Annotated in this window: 19 protein-coding genes; 8 read left to right on the plus strand and 11 right to left on the minus strand. The window is 72.1% G+C overall.

Annotated elements, in window-relative coordinates:
- Nucleotides 1–37: 37 nt before the first annotated feature.
- Complete coding sequence (locus ACI2LY_RS26375) at nt 38–634, minus strand: LysE family translocator (RefSeq protein WP_404709563.1); 597 nt, start codon at nt 632–634, stop codon at nt 38–40.
- Between the two features lie 266 nt (nt 635–900).
- Between ACI2LY_RS26375 and ACI2LY_RS26380 the strand changes: the two genes are divergently transcribed.
- The 3 genes from ACI2LY_RS26380 (at nt 901) to ACI2LY_RS26390 (ending at nt 4,912) form a co-directional block, all read left to right on the plus strand.
- Nucleotides 901–1,968, plus strand: coding sequence for a DUF1996 domain-containing protein (locus ACI2LY_RS26380; RefSeq protein WP_404709317.1), 1,068 nt, complete (start codon nt 901–903; stop codon nt 1,966–1,968).
- Nucleotides 1,969–2,055: 87 nt separating this feature from the next.
- On the plus strand, nt 2,056–3,792 hold the full coding sequence (locus ACI2LY_RS26385; RefSeq protein WP_404709318.1) for a discoidin domain-containing protein: 1,737 nt from the start codon (nt 2,056–2,058) through the stop codon (nt 3,790–3,792).
- Nucleotides 3,793–3,871: 79 nt separating this feature from the next.
- Nucleotides 3,872–4,912: a LacI family DNA-binding transcriptional regulator gene (locus ACI2LY_RS26390; RefSeq protein ID WP_404709319.1), complete on the plus strand. Its 1,041-nt coding sequence runs from the start codon at nt 3,872–3,874 to the stop codon at nt 4,910–4,912.
- A gap of 7 nt (nt 4,913–4,919) precedes the next feature.
- On the opposite strand, the gene ACI2LY_RS26395 is transcribed toward ACI2LY_RS26390, so the two are convergent.
- The 3 genes from ACI2LY_RS26395 to ACI2LY_RS26405 are packed head-to-tail and all read right to left on the minus strand — an operon-like array spanning nt 4,920 to nt 7,112.
- Nucleotides 4,920–5,453 (minus strand): GNAT family N-acetyltransferase, encoded by a 534-nt coding sequence (locus ACI2LY_RS26395; RefSeq protein WP_404709320.1) that lies wholly within the window; start codon nt 5,451–5,453, stop codon nt 4,920–4,922.
- Nucleotides 5,454–5,483: 30 nt separating this feature from the next.
- Nucleotides 5,484–6,248 carry a hypothetical protein gene (locus tag ACI2LY_RS26400; RefSeq protein ID WP_404709564.1) on the minus strand — a complete coding sequence of 255 codons (765 nt, stop codon included), beginning with the start codon at nt 6,246–6,248 and terminating at the stop codon, nt 5,484–5,486.
- Nucleotides 6,249–6,308: 60 nt separating this feature from the next.
- On the minus strand, nt 6,309–7,112 hold the full coding sequence (locus ACI2LY_RS26405; protein WP_404709565.1) for a hypothetical protein: 804 nt from the start codon (nt 7,110–7,112) through the stop codon (nt 6,309–6,311).
- 320 nt (nt 7,113–7,432) lie between these two features.
- Between ACI2LY_RS26405 and ACI2LY_RS26410 the strand changes: the two genes are divergently transcribed.
- Nucleotides 7,433–8,083 carry a CatB-related O-acetyltransferase gene (locus ACI2LY_RS26410; RefSeq protein WP_404709321.1) on the plus strand — a complete coding sequence of 217 codons (651 nt, stop codon included), beginning with the start codon at nt 7,433–7,435 and terminating at the stop codon, nt 8,081–8,083.
- Here the strand turns inward: ACI2LY_RS26410 and ACI2LY_RS26415 are convergent.
- Together ACI2LY_RS26415 and ACI2LY_RS26420 are read right to left on the minus strand one after the other, a co-directional pair.
- The gene (locus tag ACI2LY_RS26415; protein ID WP_404709322.1) at nt 8,070–8,276 is read right to left on the minus strand and encodes a DUF397 domain-containing protein; all 207 of its coding nucleotides are present in this window, start codon (nt 8,274–8,276) and stop codon (nt 8,070–8,072) included. The two genes, ACI2LY_RS26410 and ACI2LY_RS26415, sit on opposite strands and share 14 nt — an antisense overlap.
- A complete protein-coding gene (locus ACI2LY_RS26420) occupies nt 8,260–9,099 on the minus strand; it encodes a helix-turn-helix domain-containing protein (RefSeq protein ID WP_404709323.1) in 840 nt (279 codons plus the stop codon). Before ACI2LY_RS26420 ends, ACI2LY_RS26415 begins: the two co-directional genes overlap by 17 nt.
- Before the next feature lie 113 nt (nt 9,100–9,212).
- Here ACI2LY_RS26420 and ACI2LY_RS26425 point away from each other — a divergent pair, with 113 nt between their 5' ends.
- The 3 genes from ACI2LY_RS26425 to ACI2LY_RS26435 all read left to right on the plus strand — a co-directional run bounded on the left by ACI2LY_RS26425 (nt 9,213) and on the right by ACI2LY_RS26435 (nt 10,915).
- Nucleotides 9,213–9,407, plus strand: coding sequence for a hypothetical protein (locus ACI2LY_RS26425; protein WP_389005098.1), 195 nt, complete (start codon nt 9,213–9,215; stop codon nt 9,405–9,407).
- Nucleotides 9,404–9,637 carry a hypothetical protein gene (locus ACI2LY_RS26430; protein WP_404709324.1) on the plus strand — a complete coding sequence of 78 codons (234 nt, stop codon included), beginning with the start codon at nt 9,404–9,406 and terminating at the stop codon, nt 9,635–9,637. The genes ACI2LY_RS26425 and ACI2LY_RS26430 overlap by 4 nt, the downstream gene beginning before the upstream one ends.
- A 150-nt stretch (nt 9,638–9,787) precedes the next feature.
- Complete coding sequence (locus ACI2LY_RS26435) at nt 9,788–10,915, plus strand: NADH:flavin oxidoreductase (protein WP_404709325.1); 1,128 nt, start codon at nt 9,788–9,790, stop codon at nt 10,913–10,915.
- A gap of 61 nt (nt 10,916–10,976) precedes the next feature.
- On the opposite strand, the gene ACI2LY_RS26440 is transcribed toward ACI2LY_RS26435, so the two are convergent.
- Entirely contained in the window at nt 10,977–11,414 is a 438-nt protein-coding gene (locus ACI2LY_RS26440; RefSeq protein WP_404709326.1) for a VOC family protein, read from the minus strand.
- A 208-nt stretch (nt 11,415–11,622) separates the two neighbouring features.
- The gene (locus ACI2LY_RS26445) at nt 11,623–12,192 is read right to left on the minus strand and encodes a hypothetical protein (RefSeq protein WP_393605925.1); all 570 of its coding nucleotides are present in this window, start codon (nt 12,190–12,192) and stop codon (nt 11,623–11,625) included.
- A gap of 112 nt (nt 12,193–12,304) precedes the next feature.
- Between ACI2LY_RS26445 and ACI2LY_RS26450 the strand changes: the two genes are divergently transcribed.
- The gene (locus ACI2LY_RS26450; protein ID WP_393914103.1) at nt 12,305–12,691 is read left to right on the plus strand and encodes a VOC family protein; all 387 of its coding nucleotides are present in this window, start codon (nt 12,305–12,307) and stop codon (nt 12,689–12,691) included.
- Here ACI2LY_RS26450 and ACI2LY_RS26455 read toward each other — a convergent pair.
- The 3 genes from ACI2LY_RS26455 to murQ all read right to left on the minus strand — a co-directional run bounded on the left by ACI2LY_RS26455 (nt 12,688) and on the right by murQ (nt 15,359).
- Nucleotides 12,688–12,906, minus strand: a complete 219-nt coding sequence (locus ACI2LY_RS26455; protein WP_404709327.1) for a hypothetical protein — start codon at nt 12,904–12,906, stop codon at nt 12,688–12,690. The two genes, ACI2LY_RS26450 and ACI2LY_RS26455, sit on opposite strands and share 4 nt — an antisense overlap.
- Nucleotides 12,907–12,937: 31 nt before the next feature.
- Nucleotides 12,938–14,353 carry a PTS transporter subunit EIIC gene (locus tag ACI2LY_RS26460; protein WP_404709328.1) on the minus strand — a complete coding sequence of 472 codons (1,416 nt, stop codon included), beginning with the start codon at nt 14,351–14,353 and terminating at the stop codon, nt 12,938–12,940.
- 79 nt (nt 14,354–14,432) lie between these two features.
- Nucleotides 14,433–15,359, minus strand: a complete 927-nt coding sequence (gene murQ / locus ACI2LY_RS26465; RefSeq protein WP_404709329.1) for an N-acetylmuramic acid 6-phosphate etherase — start codon at nt 15,357–15,359, stop codon at nt 14,433–14,435.
- Nucleotides 15,360–15,373 lie beyond the last annotated feature (14 nt).

The following is a 15,373-nucleotide window of genomic DNA, read 5'->3' on the forward strand; positions in this document are numbered from 1 at the left end:
CGGCACCTCTCTCACGGGAGGTGCCGCCCTTCGGCGTTCAGGCCCGCGCGCGGGCCGGTACCTCCCGGGCGAGGACGAGCGCGGCCGCGCCGAGCAGGCTGCCGGTGACCCGGCGCTGCCACTTCGCCCACGCCGGGCGGCTCTTGAGCAGCCCGGCGACCGAGCCGGCCGCGAGCACGATCAGCCCGTTCACCGTGACGCCGACCGCGATCTGTATGCCGCCGAGGGCGAACCCCTGGGCCGTGGTGTGGCCGCGGGCGGGATCGATGAACTGCGGGATGAGCGCCAGGTAGAGGATGGCGACCTTGGGGTTGAGCAGGTTGGTGACCAGCCCGGTCCGCCACAGCTTCCACTTCGAGTCCCGCTGGAGAGGGCGTGGCTCGAACAGCCCGCGCCCACCCGGCCTGAGCGTCTGCCAGGCCAGATAGGCGAGGTAGGCCGCGCCGACGGCCTTCAGACCGATGTACAGCCACGGGACGGCGACGAAGACCACCGCCAGCCCCACGTTGGCCAGCGTCATGTACACCAGGAATCCGACGGCGGTCCCCGCCAGCGAGACCAGCCCGGCCGCGCGGCCCTGGCTGACGCTCCGGGACACCAGGTACACCATGTTCGGGCCCGGCGTCAGCGCCATTCCCAGCTCGACCAGGGCTATTCCGCAGGCTGCCTGCGATGAGATCGTCACGGCGCCACCCTGTCAGACGCGGCGCGAGTTTCCGCCGCCTCCCTTGACACCCCCGCGCGACCGCCACAACACTCCACGACGGGAGAGCGCTCTCCCGGATTCCACGGCACATGTGATGGACCGTCACGCGGACGGTCGCGGACGGCGTCGCCTCCCCCTCGCCGGTCCCGGCCGCCCGACCCCCACCGTCCCCATCGACGTGGCAGGAGGTCTCCATGGCACGGAGATCGAAGATCGTCTCAGGATTACTGGTGTCCAGCGCACTGCTCCTCACCTCGCTCGGCCTGACCGGCGTGGCGATGAGCGCCGACCCGGTCGCGGGTCCGGTCCACACGGGCCACGCGATGCCCGTCTCCACGCAGTACTCGCCGGAGGACCCGGACGGCGACGGGTACATCCCGGCGAACCCGCCGGTGACCGGGGTCGTCCCGTCCAAGGCCGAGCCGCCGCACCGGTACTTCCACGAGTTCCAGGCGAACTGCTCGGTGTCCCACACCCGCCCGGACGACCCGATCGTCTACCCCGGCCAGCCGGGCAAGTCGCACGACCACACCTTCATGGGCAACACCACCACCGGCGCGGCCAGCACCACCGCCTCGCTCGACGCGGGCGGCACCACCTGCAAGGCGCCCGGCGACAAGTCGGCCTACTGGATGCCGACCCTGCTCAAGGGCAGTACGCCGGTGCTGCCGGTCGGCCCGCAGGTCATCTACTACAAGGCGGGCGTCACCGACTACACCAGCGTGCGCCCCTTCCCGAAGGGACTGCGCTTCGTCGTCGGCAGCCCGATGCAGTCGGCGGCCGAGTTCCGCGCCCACCGCGGTTTCGTGGAGGGCTGGGAGTGCGGTGACAGCTTCTTCAACACCGACTTCCCCGCCCAGTGCCCCAGCCGGGCCGACGTCCAGCTCAACATCCGTTTCCAGGCGCCCAGTTGCTGGGACGGCAAGTACCTGGACACCCCGAACCACCAGGCCCACATGGCGTACCCGGTGGTGAATCCCGGCACGAACAACAACATCTGCCCGGACGACCACCCCGTCGCCCTGCCGATGATCGAGTTCAAGATGGCCTTCCCGGTCAACGGGGACATGAGCCAGGTGAAGCTGTCGAGCGGGGCGGGCTACTCGTTCCACTACGACTTCTTCAACGCGTGGGACGTGCCGACCCTGAAGGCGCTGGTGGACCACTGCGTCGTCGGCGCGCTCCAGTGCGACGCGCGGGGCTACGACCAGACGCACCCCGAGGCGGGCGCCGCCCTCGACGCGAACTACCGGCTCCCCTGACGCACCTCTCCCACCGGCCGGAGCACGCTCCCGGCCGGTGGGACCCCGGCTCCTCCCTCCCCCCACCCGCACACCGGACGGACACTCATGACCGCATCCCGTGTCACGGCCCCCCTCACCGCGGGCCTGCTCGCCGCCGGAGCCCTCGTCGCCCTGCCCGCCCCGCCCGCGCACGCTGCGGGCAGCGTCGTCCGGGTCACCGGCACGCAGGGCAACTGGCAACTGACCGTCGACGGAAACCCGTACCAGATCAAGGGCCTCACCTGGGGGCCGTCCACCGCCGACGCACCGCGTTATATGCCCGACCTGAAGTCGATGGGCGTCAACACCGTCCGCACCTGGGGCACCGACGCCTCCAGCAAGCCGCTGTTCGACGCGGCCGCCGCCCAGGGCATCAAGGTGATCGCCGGGTTCTGGCTGCAGCCGGGCGGCGGCCCCGGCAGCGGCGGCTGCGTGAACTACCTGACGGACACGGCGTACAAGAACCAGGTGCTCACCGAGTTCCCGCAGTGGGCCGCCACCTACAAGGACAACCCCGGCGTGCTGATGTGGAACGTCGGCAACGAGTCCGTGCTCGGCCTGCAGAACTGCTACAGCGGCGCCGAGCTGGAGCGCCAGCGCGACGCGTACACGACGCTCGTCAACGACATCACCAAGAAGATCCACGCAGTCGACCCCAACCATCCGGTCACCTCCACCGACGCGTGGACCGGCGCCTGGCCCTACTACAAGAGGAACGCGCCCGACCTCGACCTCTACGCCGTCAACGCCTACAACGCGGTGTGTGACGTCAAGGCGGCCTGGCAGCAGGGGGGTTACACCAAGCCGTACATCGTCACCGAGACCGGACCGTCCGGGGAGTGGGAGGTGCCGGACGACGCGAACGGCGTCCCGGCCGAGCCCACCGACCGGGCCAAGGCCGACGGGTACACGCGGGCGTGGAACTGCGTCACCGGGCACCGGGGTGTCGCGCTCGGCGCCACGATGTTCCACTACGGCACCGAGTACGACTTCGGCGGCATCTGGTTCAACCTGCTGCCCGCGGGGGAGAAGCGGCTGTCGTACTACGCGGTGAAGCGGGCGTACGGCGGGGACACCTCGCGGGACGACACCCCGCCAGTGATCTCCGACCTGAGCATCGAGGGCGACGCGGCCAAGGTGCCCGCGGGCGGTGACCTCACCCTCGCGGTCAGGGCCACCGACCCCGACGGCGACCCGATCACGTACGAGGTGCAGGACAACAGCAACTACATCGACCAGAGCAAGCAGTTGGTCACGCTCCCCGCGACCGACCTCGGCGGGGGCCGACTGCGGGTCACCGCCCCCGACCGGCCGGGCGTCTGGAAGATCTATGTGAAGGCCAAGGACGGCAAGGGCAACGTGGGTGTCGAGACCCGGTCCTTCCGGGTGGTGCCGCCCGTCCCGGCGGGTACGAACCTCGCCCGGGGCAAGCCCGCGAGCGCCTCCTCGGCCCAGACCGGCGGCGGGGACTGCCCCTGCACGGCCGTCGGCGCCGTGGACGGGAACCTCGCCACCCGCTGGGCCAGCGACTGGAGCGACCCCCAGTGGCTCCGCGTCGACCTCGGCGCCCGGACCTCCTTCCGGCACGTGCAGCTGGTGTGGGAGACCTCGTACGCGCGGGCGTACACCGTGCAGACCTCGGACGACGGGCAGAGCTGGACCACCGTCCGCACCGTCACCGACGGCAACGGCGGCGTCGACGACCTCGACGTCTCCGGGGCTGGGCGCTATGTGAGGGTCAACGGGACGGCGCGGGGCACGGGTTGGGGCTACTCGCTCTACGAGTTCGGTGTGTACGGCTGAGCCGACGGGGGCTTGGAGAGCGGGGAGAGCGGGGAGAGCGCTCTATCCCGGCGCGCGGGACGGCCGCTAGGGTGCCGAGATGAGCAGAGAGGCCCCCACGCTGGAGGATGTCGCGCAGGAGGCGGGAGTCTCCCGCGCGACCGTCTCGCGGGTCATCAACGGCGTCCGCAATGTCGACCCCGGCATCCAGGAGACGGTGCGCCGGGCCATCGAGCGGACGGGGTACGCGCCCAACAAGGCCGCCCGCTCCCTTGTGACCCGGCGCAGCCAGACCGTGGCCCTCGTCGTGTCGGGTGCGGGGGACACCCCCGAGGAGGTGCACAACGCGGTCGCGACCCGGGTGTTCGCCGACCCCTTCTTCGGGCGGGTCGTCAGCGGCGTCGTCGGCTACCTGCGCCCGCGGTCCATGCACCCGCTGCTGATGTTCGCCGAGTCCCCGGACACCCGCCGCCAGGTGCTGACCGACCTCCGGCAGGGCAGCGCCGACGGCGCCCTCGTCGTCTCCACGCACGCCGACGACCCGCTGCCCGCTCTCCTCGCCGACGCGGGTCTCCCCGCAGTCCTCTTCGCCCGCCCCACCCGGCCCGTACCGCTCAGCTACGTCGACCTCGCCCACCGGGACGGGGCGAGCCTCGCGGCCGAACACCTCCTGGCACGCGGCTGCCGACGCATCGGCACCGTCACCGGCCCGCTCGACGTCGCCGCCAGCCGGGACCGGCTCGCCGGGTTCCGCGCGACGATGGCCCGCCGGGGGTACCCGTACGTCCCGGTCGCCGAGGGCGGCTTCACCCTCGACAGCGGCCTCGCCGCGATGTCCGACCTGCTGGCCGAACACCCCGACCTGGACGGCGTGTTCGCCGCGAACGACCTCATGGCCCAGGGCGCCTGCCAGATCCTGCGGGAACACGGCCGCCGCGTCCCGGACGACGTAGCGGTGGTGGGCTTCGACGACTCCAGCGCGGCGCTGAGCTGCCGCCCACCCCTCACCACCGTGCGGCAGCCGGTCGAGGAGATGGCCGCGGCGATGGCCCAGCTCCTGGACGAGCACATCCGGGGCGTCCGGACCGAACCCACGTCACTGATCTTCGACCCGGAGCTGGTGGTGCGGGAGTCGGCGTGAGGGGTCCTCACATGGGCAGCGAGCGCAACCGCACCGCTCCGGACGGCCAGTCCGCGCCCGCGCGCAGGGGCGTCACCATGGTCCGCAGCGGCATGGTGACCACGCGGCCCTCGGGCTGCTCGACGCGTACGTCCCCGTCGACCGGCTGCCAGCCAAGACGCTCGTAGAGCGCGACGAGCGGCGGCCGACAGAACAGCAGGGCGTGCCGGGGTCCGAGCGTGCGGCCATGATCGAGCGCCGCCGCGAGGACAAGCCGGGCCAGTCCCCGACCCCGCACTTCGGGCGCGACAGCGACTCCGCCGACCCCCATGACCTCGGTCTCGCCCTCGCCGATCGCCACGGGGAGCCGCACCAGCCCGGCGTGCGCGACGAGGCGCCCACCGTGCCTCACGCCGAAGTGCAGATCCTTGGCCAGCCAGGCCAGACCCACCGAGGCGACCCCGAAGGGGTCGTCCCCGTCGCCGAGGATCTCCTGCTGGTCGGCTTTGGTGTAGTCGGGGAGCTGGATGGCGGTGGGTGCGGCGGGGGGCTGTTGGGTCATCTTCGTATGGTGATCCTTTTGCGGAGTTGATTACCAGGGGAGGGCAGAAGATGCCCGGTGGACCGGCCAGTGGGGGTCTTCCCAGCGGGCCGGGGTGGGGAGGGACGCGAGGCGGATGCCGTGGAGGAGGGTGTCGTGGGCTCGGAGGCGGGTCGGGGCGTACCGGGCGAGCCAGGCGGTGAGTTCGGCGCGCAGGGCGTCCTCGTCGTGGCGGGTGTGCCAGGGGAGTTCGTCGGTCAGGAGGTCGTACCGCCAGCGGTCCGCCGCCTCGGCCAGGTGTCGGTCGGCCAGGGGGTGGTCGAGGGCCTCCCAGGCCGTGAGCCACGGGGTGAGCGTGGCGGACGCCTCCGCGCACAGTACGAGAAGGTCGGGGACGGGGATCGCCGACGCCGGTGAGGTGAGGCCGTGGGCCCACCAGGCGTGCAGGAACTCCGACACGGAGGCGCGCTGGCGCGTCGGCCAGTGCTGCCACTCGCCCCTGGCGAACGACTCCCCGACCTCGGCCACGCTGTACACGGGCACCGCTCCACCGACCAGCGCCCTGGCGAACTGCGGCAACACGCGGCGCAGTACCGCCCCATGGTCGCCCCAGTCCGGCGCTCCCCAGGTACGGCGCAGCAGCTCCGGGTCGAGTTCCACGTCCGGGACCTTCAACAGCGCCAGCTCCTCCGCGCTGCCCCAGTGGCAGGTGCACTGGGTCTCGTCGGCGCGGGCGGTCATGCCACGGAAGGTGACGGCGAGGTCGTCCAGGGCCCGGTCGAGCCGGAGTCGGGTGGGGGTGTCGTCGAGGTTCATGGTCATCGGCACAGCCTCGGGGGGACTCCGGCCGGTGTCGGCCGACCGAAGGGCGTGAGCCTACCTGTGGGCGGGGGCGTGCCTGCGGGCGGACATCGCGGCTCGGATCTGTTGGGCGCGGGCCTGTACGGAAGGGGCGGGCAGCAGGGGGTTCGGTTGGTGGGGGTGATCGCCCCGGCAGGCTCGGCACATGCCTCCGGGGAGGGCCTCGGGGCGGCCTGGCAGGCCACAGTTCGCGCATTCCAGCGTGCGGCGAGGTGGGGTCGGGGCCGGTTCCGGGGGGAGTTTGTCCGTGAGGCGGCGGCGGAGCAGTGCCGCCGGGTGGTGGATCGGGTTTGGGAGGCCGTCGGTCAGGGCTCGGACGATGGCGTCGTCCGACGCGCCCCGGGCGAACCATTCCGTCAGCAGCGGGGCGAGGTTGGCGCAGTCGGCGGCCGAGAGGGAGAGGGCCGGGGTCTTGCGGCCCAGGGCGGCCAGGAGGATGTGGGCCCGGGAGCGGGTGGGTTTCGGCGCGGGGTCCGTCACATCGCCCCGGGCGAACGACGCCCACCACGCGTCGTCGCGCGCGGTACGGGAGAACCACGATCGGGTGATCCAGCGGGGGCCGGTCCCCTCCGACTCCAGGCGCTCCCGGCCGCGCCTCAAGTGCCCGGCGTTCTGCAGCCGGTTGAGCGCCGTACGCAGCGCACACTGCCCGTACGGGAGCGTCTTGGCCAGCGTCTTCACCGAGATGTCGGCGCCCTCGGGGAGGCGGTCGATGTACGCCGCGATAGCCGCCTCACGGGGCGGGAGATGTGTGAAGTCATGCTTGGTGCGCTGGAGTTGGTCCGGGGCGGAGCGCTTGCCGTAGCCGGGGTTGGCCATGGGGTGCGGGAGTACGTGCGCCTGCGGAGGGGCAGGGCTAAGCTTGGCTTCAGCCACGGGATCGAGCCTCATCGATCTTGTAGGTCAAGCCCCCGCAGGTGTTGGTAGCGCCTGGCGGGGGCTGTTCGTTATGCGGGCACGCTAGGGCCTCGTGACCTTCCGTGGCAAGTCGGTCGCTCCCGGTCAAGTCGCGGGGTGGGAGGGTGGGTTGAGACCCACCAACCAATCCTTGCTAAGAGGGCTCGGGGCTCGCCGCTTGAGCTTCGGGGGCGCGATCATGGGACCGGTCCGGAGCCCCGACTGATGAGGTGTCGCCCGCCATGCCCGTGCCCGCCGACCCCACCGTCCTCCACCCGATGCCCGAGCAGCCGCGAGTCGTCCTGCTCAAGCCGCTGGTCAAGTCGCCGTTGATCGAGGTCGGGGAGTACTCGTACTACGACGACCCCGACGACCCGACCGCCTTCGAGTCCCGCAACGTGCTGTACCACTACGGGCCCGAGAAGCTGGTCATCGGCAAGTTCTGCGCGCTCGGCACGGGCGTCCGGTTCCTCATGAACGGCGCCAACCACCGCATGGACGGCCCCTCCACCTTCCCGTTCCCCACCATGGGCGGCTCCTGGGCCGACCACTTCGACCTCCTCACCGGCCTGCCGAACCGGGGCGACACCGTCGTCGGCAACGACGTCTGGTTCGGCTACGGCGCCACGGTCATGCCCGGCATCCGCATCGGGCACGGCGCGATCATCGGCGCCGGTTCGGTGGTCACCGGCGATGTGCCCGACTACGGCATCGTCGGCGGCAACCCGGCGCGGCTGCTCCGTACGCGGTACGACGAGGAGGGTGTGGCGCGTCTGCTGGCGGTCGCCTGGTGGGACTGGCCCGTCGAGCACATCACCGAGCACGTCCGCACGATCATGTCGGGCACGGTGGAGCAACTGGAGGCGGCGGCGCCCCCCGTCAGCCGACCTTGAGGTCCTCCACGAAGGTGGACCACGCCTCGGGCCGGAACGCGAGCTTCGGGCCGTGCGGCGCTTTGGAGTCGCGGACCGGGATGTGGGTCGGGTGCATGTCGGTCACCTCCAGGCAGTTGCCGCCGCTGCCGCCGCTGTACGTCGATTTGCGCCAGGTGGCGGGTTCCAGGCCACGCTCAGGGGTGCTTCTCATGCGCGTAATCCTGTGCCACCTCATCAAGTAGAACAAGGGACTTGGCTGGTGAGAGGGCACATGCCGCGAGCAGCTCGAAGGTGCGCTGGCGAGCTCTGACAGTGGACGGATCGTCTTCCAGTCGCCCGGTGCCCACCCCCTCGAAGTACACCATTGGTGGAGCGTCCGCGAAGTCCATCAGCCTGATGGGGCCCTCCATCGCGGTGTGTGCGCCGGTGTCGAACGGCAGGACCTGCACGATCGCCCGGTGTCGCCGAGCCGCGTCGGCTACGTGCCGCACGGCCTCTGCCATCACCGCCCGTCCGCCGGTCACGCGGCGCAGGGCTGCCTCGTCCACCACGACCCACAACACCAGGTCTGTTGGATCGTCGAGGAGCACTGCTCGGTCCGTGCGGACCGACACCAGTTCATCGAGTTGCTGCTCAGGCTCTGTCGGGAGGTAGGCGCGGAACACCGCTCGTGCGTACGCGGGGGTCTGAAGCAGTCCGGGGATCAAGAGAGGCGAGTACTCCTTGATCGAAATGGCCTGCGCCTCCGCTTCCGCCGCCTCGGCGAAGTGCTCCGGGTACTTGGACTTGGCCGTCGCCGCACAGTTCCGCGCGAAGTAGTCCCCCGTGTCCAGCTCCTCGTCCAGCATCCGCGCGTACTCCGGCTGCATCCTCCGCGCCCCGGCCTCCAGTTGACCGATGAACGAGCCGCTCACGAAGAGGATTTGGCCCAACTCCGTCTGTTTGAGCCCCTTCCGCTCGCGCGCATGGCGCAACTCCGATCCGATCATCGCTCGCGGTGACGACGCGGGGTCGAGGTCCTTGGGTCCTGGCATCGCTGCCCCCTGTCCCACAGGTGAGGTTGTTGGCACGGCCTGTATGGCCAGGTTAGGAGCGGCGCCGCCACTCTGTGTGTGGAACGACAACACTCAGCGTGGAGGGAAACGGCATGACGGACTCTGCTGACCAGGCGGTCGAGCGGCTGCGTACCGCCCTGCGAGACGTGGGCATCGTGTTGCCCTCGCTGCGGGTCGACCCGGTGACCGCGGTGTACGGCGGGCGCAACACCCTGGTGGACCTGGGGAGTTGCAACCTCGACGTGGCCGCCCGCCTCGCCGCCGCGCTCGCGGAGCGGGGGGAGTGAGTGAGGGTGACGTCCCGGCCGTCGGCTCGTACGCCCTCGACGTGCGGGACGGTCGGCTCGGGGAGGTCATGGAGCGGGAGGGCGGCCATGTCCAGTTGCGGCCTCTCGGTGGCGGGCGGGAGTGGGACGTGCCGCCTGAGCATCTGGGCGAGGCCGCCCCCGCCGACGTGCTCCGGGAGCGCGTGCGGCTGCTGAACCGGGACGCGCGGCGGCGGGTCGAGCTGGGCTGAGAGGGCGGGAGTGGCCGGGGTCACACGGGCCCGTTCCGGTGGGGCGGAATGAAGAGCCGCGGAGACCAGTTGTTTCACTAGGTGCACCATTGCGTGCTCACATACCAGCCGGTATATACGACAGACGCCGTTCACTCGAGGAGCCCCCACGTGACCGCTACGACGCCCGCCGCCAGCCGCGCGGCCCAGCTCCTGTCCCGCCCCATCACGCTGAACGGCCTCACGGTTCCGAACCGGATCGTGATGGCCCCGATGACCCGGATGTTCTCGCCGGGCGGCATCCCCGGTGCGGACGTGGCGTCGTACTACTCCCGCCGGGCCGCGAACGGCGTCGGCCTGATCGTCACCGAGGGTACGTACGTCGGCCACGACTCGGCCGGGCAGAGCGACAGCGTGCCGCGGTTCCACGGCGAGGAGCAGCTCGCGGGGTGGGCGAAGGTCGCGCAGGACGTGCACGCGGCGGGCGGCACGATCGTTCCGCAGCTGTGGCACATCGGCATGGTCCGCCGCGAGGGTGAGCCGCCGTTCGCGGAGGCGCCCGCCGTGGGTCCGTCCGGCATCCACAAGGAGGGCGCGGAGCCCAAGGGCAAGGCCATGACGCAGTCCGACGTGGACGACGTCATCGGCGCCTTCGCGCAGGCCGCCGCCGACGCCGAGCGCATCGGGTTCGACGGTGTCGAGCTCCACGGCGCGCACGGCTACCTGCTGGACCAGTTCCTGTGGGCGGGCACCAACCGCCGTACCGACGCCTACGGTGGCGACCCGGTCGCCCGCGCCCAGTTCTCGGCGGAGATCGTCGCCGCCGTGCGCGAGCGGGTGTCGGCCGAGTTCCCGGTCATCTTCCGCTACTCGCAGTGGAAGCAGCAGGACTACACCGCGCGCCTCGCCGAGACCCCGGAGGAGCTGGAGGCGATCCTCGCGCCGCTGGCCGCCGCCGGTGTCGACGTCTTCCACGCCTCCACCCGCCGTTACTGGGAGCCCGAGTTCGAGGGCTCCGACCTCAACCTGGCCGGCTGGACCAAGAAGATCACCGGCAAGCCGGTCATCACCGTCGGCTCGGTCGGCCTGAACGGTGACTTCATGGGCGCGTTCCAGGGCGAGGGCTCCCCGGTCAAGGGCATCGAGGACCTCCTCGACGGCCTGGAGCGCGAGGAGTACGACATGGTCGCCATCGGCCGCGCCCTCCTCCAGGACCCGGAGTGGGCCGCGAAGGTGCTGGGCGGTCGCTTCGACGAGCTGGCGGCGTACGACGCCGCCGCGCTGACGTCGCTCAGCTAGGCACGCGTGGCGAGGCGCCGGGTGGGGTTTCCCCCGCCCGGCGCCTTTCTGCTGCCCGCCCTCAGCTCTCCGGGTCCACCGCCGTCAGCCGTACCGTGCCGTCCTCCGACACCGACCAGCCCGGGTTGTGGCAGACCTCCCAGCGGTGGCCGTCCGGGTCGGCGAAGTAGGCGTGGTAGCCGCCGAAGGCCGCCCGCCGGGGCTCCTTGAGGATCTTCGCCCCGGCCTCGCGGGCGCGGTCCACCGCGGTGTCGACCTCGGCGGGGGAGCCGAGATTCTGGGCCAGGGTGAAGGGGGTGCCGGGGGTGGCCGGGGCGCCGGTGTCGGCGGCCAGGTCGGAGAGGGGGAAGAGGGCCAGGGCCAGGCCGTTGCCGACCTGGTAGAAGACGATCTCGTCGAGGTCGAGCAGCGGGGTCCAGCCGAGGCCCTCGCTGTAGAAACGGCGGCTCGTCGCCAGGTCCCCGACGCCCAGGGTGACCATGCTGAGCTGCTGGTTCATGCTTCTTCGCCTCCGTGTGCCGGTGGAAACCGCTTGTTGGCCGTGCGTACGCCAGGCTGCGGGAGGCGTTCGAGCGGCAGGGCTACCCCTGGCTCGGCACCACTGACCCGCACGAGGCGGAGTTCATACCCTGGGTGGACCACGGCCCCGGCCTGGACGAGCCCGCACACGCCTTGCTCCGCGCAGCACCAGCTCCCGCCGGGCGTGACTACAGGTTGCCCATCGGTTCGATGTCCACCTGGGTGGGGGTGCCCCACACGCGGAGCACCTCGTAGTCGGTGAACTCGTGGACCAGGCGGTACGCCATCGCGGGGCGCGAACCCCGGCGCGCGGCGGCGAGGTACGCCTCCGCCTCGTGGCGGTCGCGGCGCGGGGTGCCGCACAGCTGCCATTCGCGGCCGTTCCACGCCTCCGGCAGCCAGCGCTGCTGGGGCTGGGGGCGGTCGGCGCGGACGCCGTAGCGGGAGGGGGCGGTCGCGGGGGCCTCGGGGCCCCGGCCCTGCCCGCCGTACTCCGCGCGGCGGGCGGCCCGGCGGCGGGTCTCGCACAGCAGGCACAGGTCCGGCGCGCTCTCGTCCACCGGTCCCTGCGGGTGCTCCGCGCAGCGGGTGGTGGGGGCACCGGCCGAGACACTCTCGTCCAGCAGGTCCAGCGCCCGCCGCAGATCGGCCTTGACCTCGTGCAGCCGGGAGTCCGGGGTGTCGGCGGCCAGCGCGTCACCGTGCTCCCCGACAACCCGGAGAGCACGGCCGAGCGCGGTGAGCTGGGCGTGATTCATGCGTCCAGCTTCTCACCCGCGCGGGGGGACACCGGATGCGCGAGTATCGCTCCGGGCCCGTCCGCGCGGCCCGCCGTGAGTTTCCCGACCCCGGAACCGTGGAGGACACCCTGTGAGGATCAACCTGGCCAGCGTCTTCGTCGACGACCAGGAGAACGCGCTGCGCTTCTACACGGAGGTGCTGGGCTTCGTGAAGAAGGCCGATGTGCCGCTCGGCGAGTACCGGTGGCTGACCGTGGTTTCGCCCGAGCAGCCCGACGGCACCGAACTGCTCCTGGAGCCGGACGCGCACCCCGCGGCCAAGCCGTACACCTCCGCCCTGCGCGGTGACGGCATCCCGGCCACCTCCTTCGCCGTGGACGACGTACGCGCCGAGTACGACCGGCTGCGCAAGCTCGGGGTGCGCTTCACCCAGGAGCCGGTGGCGGCGGGCCCGGTCACCATCGCGGTGCTGGACGACACCTGCGGCAACCTGATCCAGCTCGCCCAGTACGCCTAACCGTGGTGCAGCAGGCTGCCCTTGCCGCACGCGGGGGCCTGCTGCGCCAGGGGGAGCGGGGAGACCGCCTTGACCACCGGGACCACGGTGAGGTCCGCCGCGCAGGCGGTGGTGTCCTCGGCCGTCCAGTGGTCGTCCGAGGCGGCGTGGGCGGGGGCGGCCAGGGCGGCGGAGGACGCGGCGACGGCGAGCGTGGCGAACAGCAGCTTCTTCATGTCAGGGGCAACGACGAGGGAGGGGCGGGCGTCACGCGAGGTCCCCGGGAGTCCGTCCGGCGGCCGACGGCGTCGTGCCTCGGGGAAAGCCGAAGGCGAGCGTCGCCGCGAAACCGGTCGCGTAGGCCGTCAGGAGGCCCCCGGCGTAGATGGCGATGGCCGGGGCCGGGCCCTGGTTGCCGGTGAGGAGGGGGAAGAGGGCCCAGCCGGACGGGCCGATGGCGGTGGCGCCGACCTTCTCGCCGAGCATGGCGAAGAAGCCGACGAACGCCCCGCCCGCCGACCCGCCCACGCAGGCCGTGATGAAGGGGCGCCCGAGGGGGAGCGAGACGCCGTAGATCAGGGGCTCGCCCACGCCCAGCAGGCCCGCCGGGAGGGCCGAGCGGATCGTGGTGCGCAGGGTGGTGTCGTGGCGCAGGCGTACGTACACCGCGAGCGCGCCGCCGACCTGGCCCGCGCCCGCCATGGCCAGCAGGGGGAGCAGCACGGTGTAGCCCTGCTGCTCGATCAGGGTGGTGTGGATGGGGATCAGAGCCTGGTGCAGGCCGAGCATGACGAGGGGGAGGAACAGTCCGCCGAGGAGCAGGCCCGCGAAGGCGCCGGTGGTGGTGAGCAGCCAGTTCGCGCCGGTGCCGATGGCGGTGGCGACGGCTCCGGCCGCGTACATCAGGCCGTACAGCGTGGCCAGGCCCGCGACGAGGACGGTCACGGTCGGGGTGAGCAGCACGTCCAGCGCGCCCGGCAGGCGGCCCCGGCACCACTTCTCCACCCTGGTCGCCAGCAGTGCGGCGGCGAGCGCGCCGAGGACTCCGCCCTGGCCGGGGGAGAGGTGCACCCCGAACGCGGTCACCTTCGCCACGCCCGGATAGACGACGACCGCGGCGACCGCGCCGCCCAAGATCGGGGTGCCGCCGAACTCCTTCGCGGTCTGGTAGCCGACGAACACCGCGATCAGCGCCATGAACCCGGAGGCGATGGCCGCCAGGGCGGGGGTGAGGCCGGGGAGCCAACCGGCGTTCACCAGCAGGCCGTTGATCCCCGCGATGACGCCGCAGCCGATGAGGGCGGGAATGAGGGGGACGAAGACGTTGGCCACGCGGCGCAGTACGGCTCCGCCTCTGGGGGTGGCCTCGGACCCCCTTTCCTCGCCGATGGCGCCCGCCTCCGCCCGCACGCCCCCGGCGCGCGCCGCCGCCGCGAGCTGCCGTTCCACCTCCGCCGTCACCGTGTCGACCACTCCCGGCCCCAGGACGACCTGGAGCGACGGCGTCCCCGCCCCGATCACGCCGAGCACGCCCGGCAGCGCCCGCAGTGACTCCTCGTCCACGGCGGCCGGGTCGGTGAGGGTGAGGCGGAGGCGGGTGAGGCAGTGGGTGACCTGGGTGATGTTGGCGGGGCCGCCCGTCAGGGCGAGGACGTCGGAGGCGGTGGCGGAGTCGTTGCGCACGCTCCGAGCCTGCGCCACCACCGCCGATGCGGCGCGCGGGACTCCTCCGTAAGGCGGTCGGCCGTACGCGTCGCCCCGCCTACGTCCGCGCGTTCGCCAGTGCCGTCCGCAGTCTGCCCTCGGACTGCTCCAGCAGCCGGGTGGCCGTGGGGCCGTCCAGTCCGGCCAGGATGATCAGGATCGCGGTCTTCACCTCGCCGTCCGCCTCGGTCAGCGCCCGCTCGATCTCCGCGTCCTCCGCGCCGGTCGCCTGCGCCACGATCCGCCGGGAGCGGGCCCGGAGCTTGGCGTTGGAGGCGCGCACGTCGACCATCAGGTTCCCGTACGTCTTGCCGAGCCGGATCATCGTGATCGTCGACAGCATGTTGAGCACCAGCTTCTGTGCCGTGCCCGCCTTCAGCCGGGTCGAGCCGGTGAGCAGCTCGGGGCCGACGACCACCTCGATGCCGTGCTCGGCGGCGGCGGCGAGGGCGCTGTGCGCGTTGCAGGACAGGCCCACTGTGAGTGCCCCGGCCGCGCGGGCGTGCTCGACGGCTCCGACCGCGTACGGCGTACGCCCGGACGCGGAGACGCCGACCACCGAGTCGTCCGGGGTCAGTTTCAGCGCGTCCAGGTCGGCGCGGGCCAGCTCGGCGGAGTCCTCTGCGCCCTCGATGGAGTTCACCAGCGCCCCCGGCCCGCCCGCGATCAGCCCGACGACCTGGCCGGGCGCGGTGTTGAAGGTGGGCGGGCACTCGGAGGCGTCCAGCACGCCGAGCCGTCCGGCGGTACCGGCACCGGCGTAGACCAGCCGTCCGCCGCGGCCCATGCGGACGGCGACGGCGTCCACGGCGGCGGCGATCTCGGGCAGCCGGGCGGCGACGGCCGCGGGGACGCCGGTGTCCTCGCCGTTCATCAGCCGGGCGATGTCCAGGGTGGGCAACTGGTCGATCCCGGCCAGCTCCGGCCGGAACGCCTCGGTGGTCAGGGTGGCCAGCTCGCTCTGCAGGCGAAGTGAGTCGGTCATCTGGTGCGGCTCTT

The sequence above is a fragment of the Streptomyces sp. NPDC002176 genome (genome assembly GCF_044903645.1).
In the GTDB taxonomy this organism is placed as follows: Bacteria; Actinomycetota; Actinomycetes; order Streptomycetales; family Streptomycetaceae; genus Streptomyces.

Coding starts and splice junctions, on each gene's coding strand:
- ACI2LY_RS26395 (WP_404709320.1), bottom strand. CDS start 5,453: ATGACCCAACAGCCCCCCGCCGCACCCACCGCCATCCAGCTCCCCGAC.
- ACI2LY_RS26410 (WP_404709321.1), top strand. CDS start 7,433: ATGCCCGTGCCCGCCGACCCCACCGTCCTCCACCCGATGCCCGAGCAG.
- ACI2LY_RS26455 (WP_404709327.1), bottom strand. CDS start 12,906: ATGAAGAAGCTGCTGTTCGCCACGCTCGCCGTCGCCGCGTCCTCCGCC.
- murQ (WP_404709329.1), bottom strand. CDS start 15,359: ATGACCGACTCACTTCGCCTGCAGAGCGAGCTGGCCACCCTGACCACC.
- ACI2LY_RS26375 (WP_404709563.1), bottom strand. CDS start 634: ATGGCGCTGACGCCGGGCCCGAACATGGTGTACCTGGTGTCCCGGAGC.
- ACI2LY_RS26445 (WP_393605925.1), bottom strand. CDS start 12,192: ATGAATCACGCCCAGCTCACCGCGCTCGGCCGTGCTCTCCGGGTTGTC.
- ACI2LY_RS26380 (WP_404709317.1), top strand. CDS start 901: ATGGCACGGAGATCGAAGATCGTCTCAGGATTACTGGTGTCCAGCGCA.
- ACI2LY_RS26390 (WP_404709319.1), top strand. CDS start 3,872: ATGAGCAGAGAGGCCCCCACGCTGGAGGATGTCGCGCAGGAGGCGGGA.
- ACI2LY_RS26400 (WP_404709564.1), bottom strand. CDS start 6,248: ATGAACCTCGACGACACCCCCACCCGACTCCGGCTCGACCGGGCCCTG.
- ACI2LY_RS26405 (WP_404709565.1), bottom strand. CDS start 7,112: ATGGCCAACCCCGGCTACGGCAAGCGCTCCGCCCCGGACCAACTCCAG.
- ACI2LY_RS26385 (WP_404709318.1), top strand. CDS start 2,056: ATGACCGCATCCCGTGTCACGGCCCCCCTCACCGCGGGCCTGCTCGCC.
- ACI2LY_RS26425 (WP_389005098.1), top strand. CDS start 9,213: ATGACGGACTCTGCTGACCAGGCGGTCGAGCGGCTGCGTACCGCCCTG.
- ACI2LY_RS26415 (WP_404709322.1), bottom strand. CDS start 8,276: ATGAGAAGCACCCCTGAGCGTGGCCTGGAACCCGCCACCTGGCGCAAA.
- ACI2LY_RS26440 (WP_404709326.1), bottom strand. CDS start 11,414: ATGAACCAGCAGCTCAGCATGGTCACCCTGGGCGTCGGGGACCTGGCG.
- ACI2LY_RS26420 (WP_404709323.1), bottom strand. CDS start 9,099: ATGCCAGGACCCAAGGACCTCGACCCCGCGTCGTCACCGCGAGCGATG.